Origin of the sequence: Sediminibacillus massiliensis (genome assembly GCF_900156915.1) — a bacterium.
GTDB classification, from domain to species: Bacteria; Bacillota; Bacilli; order Bacillales; family Amphibacillaceae; genus Sediminibacillus_A; species Sediminibacillus_A massiliensis.
Window position 1 is genome coordinate 1 of record NZ_LT732530.1, and the last position, 1,047, is coordinate 1,047.

9 tRNA genes and 1 rRNA gene are annotated in these 1,047 nt (G+C 52.4%); all 10 read left to right on the forward strand.

From position 1 onward, the window contains the following. Window positions 1-11 precede the first annotated feature (11 nt). A 5S ribosomal RNA gene (gene rrf, locus CZ434_RS00005) occupies window positions 12-127 on the forward strand. A gap of 12 nt (window positions 128-139) precedes the next feature. Continuing rightward, window positions 140-215: transfer RNA gene (locus CZ434_RS00010), tRNA-Val, on the forward strand. Window positions 216-219: 4 nt separating this feature from the next. Continuing rightward, window positions 220-295: transfer RNA gene (locus CZ434_RS00015), tRNA-Thr, on the forward strand. Between the two features lie 34 nt (window positions 296-329). After that, window positions 330-405 (forward strand) — tRNA-Lys (locus CZ434_RS00020). 6 nt (window positions 406-411) lie between these two features. Further along, window positions 412-493 (forward strand) — tRNA-Leu (locus CZ434_RS00025). A gap of 6 nt (window positions 494-499) precedes the next feature. After that, a tRNA-Gly gene (locus CZ434_RS00030) sits at window positions 500-574 on the forward strand. A gap of 15 nt (window positions 575-589) precedes the next feature. Beyond that, a tRNA-Leu gene (locus CZ434_RS00035) sits at window positions 590-678 on the forward strand. 4 nt (window positions 679-682) lie between these two features. Then, window positions 683-759, forward strand: a tRNA-Arg gene (locus tag CZ434_RS00040). A gap of 4 nt (window positions 760-763) precedes the next feature. Beyond that, window positions 764-840 (forward strand) — tRNA-Pro (locus CZ434_RS00045). A 10-nt stretch (window positions 841-850) separates the two neighbouring features. Then, window positions 851-926: transfer RNA gene (locus CZ434_RS00050), tRNA-Ala, on the forward strand. Window positions 927-1,047 lie beyond the last annotated feature (121 nt).

A 1,047-nucleotide genomic window follows, 5' to 3' on the forward strand; every position in this document is an offset into this window, starting at 1 on the left:
TAAAGACATTGTCTGGTGGCAATAGCGGAAAGGTCACACCTGTTCCCATGCCGAACACAGCAGTTAAGCTTTCCAGCGCCCATGGTAGTTGGGGCATTGCCCCTGCGAGAGTAGGACGCCGCCAGGCTGTATATTTATTGGAGGATTAGCTCAGCTGGGAGAGCACCTGCCTTACAAGCAGGGGGTCGCAGGTTCGAGCCCTGCATCCTCCACCATCACGCCGGCCTAGCTCAATTGGTAGAGCAACTGACTTGTAATCAGTAGGTTGGGGGTTCAAGTCCTCTGGCCGGCACCATTTTTAGATAAAACTTTGTATAATGCAAAAAAATGAGCCATTAGCTCAGCTGGTAGAGCATCTGACTTTTAATCAGAGGGTCGGAGGTTCGAATCCTCCATGGCTCACCATAATTTGCGGGTGTGGCGGAATTGGCAGACGCGCTAGACTTAGGATCTAGTGTCTCTTGACGTGGGGGTTCAAGTCCCTCCACCCGCATTATACGCGGAAGTAGTTCAGTGGTAGAACACCACCTTGCCAAGGTGGGGGTCGCGGGTTCGAATCCCGTCTTCCGCTCCAGTTTCATCATGCCACGCCGGGGTGGCGGAATTGGCAGACGCACAGGACTTAAAATCCTGCGGTAGGTTTCTACCGTGCCGGTTCGAGTCCGGCCCTCGGCACCATTTAGCGCCCGTAGCTCAATTGGATAGAGCGTTTGACTACGGATCAAGAGGTTAGGGGTTCGACTCCTCTCGGGCGCGCCAATTACGGGAAGTAGCTCAGCTTGGTAGAGCACTTGGTTTGGGACCAAGGGGTCGCAGGTTCAAATCCTGTCTTCCCGACCATTTAAATTAAGGGGCCTTAGCTCAGCTGGGAGAGCGCCTGCTTTGCACGCAGGAGGTCAGCGGTTCGATCCCGCTAGGCTCCACCATTATTTGATCTTTGAAAACTGAACAAAACAATCATTATGTCAAGCAAGAAATGCTAGTCAAGTTTTCGAGCAAGCAAGCTCACATTTTATGGAGAGTTTGATCTTGGCTCAGGACGAACGC